The sequence below is a fragment of the Pontibacter sp. HJ8 genome (assembly GCF_054824225.1).
Genome location: NZ_JSYF01000670.1, coordinates 1 through 568, shown reverse-complemented (window position 1 = coordinate 568; position 568 = coordinate 1). Strand labels below are relative to the sequence as shown.

Genomic DNA, 568 nt, shown 5'->3' with positions numbered 1-568 from the left:
CTGTTACAACCGATGAACTCGACTTTGCTGCCAGCCCTTACAATCCGGGGAATGTAAATAACACAGAGGGGCTCTTAACGCTGTTCGAGAAGAACCTGGCAAAGGCAAAAGCAGATATGGAGCAGGCAACAGAAGAGCAACTGGAAAAGCCTTGGACGTTGCGTAACGGTACTGTTGTGTACATGACCCTGTCGAAGTATGAAACCATCCGCCATGCGCTGGCGCAAACAATCCATCACAGGGCACAGCTTGGCTTGTACCTGCGGCTGCTGAACATTCCTATCCCGGGTAGCTACGGACCAAGTGCCGATGAGCAAGGCCTATAGACAACAGCACATGAGCTATTTTGAAACTGGCAGCTCCTGTGCTATCTTCAGCATCCTCCCGTAGTACTGTAGCCAACTGGTGAGGAGCTTGCCGTAGTCTTGAAAGCTAGTTAGGACAATAAACCAGTACAGCTACCTATTTAACATGAGATATAAATAATGAAGGCTCCTCCTGCCGAGGAGCCTTCATTATATGATCAGTTTTATAGAAAACTTTTCAACTTTTAGCCGTGCTTTTATAG

The 568-nt window shown here is 47.4% G+C and carries 1 protein-coding gene; it reads left to right on the top strand.

Features of this window, described 5'->3' with window-relative positions; genetic code table 11:
* Positions 1 to 326, top strand: a 326-nt coding sequence (locus OB13_RS20785; protein ID WP_461492098.1) for a DinB family protein, incomplete at its 5' end; no start/stop codon positions are given.
* Positions 327 to 568: the final 242 nt, after the last annotated feature.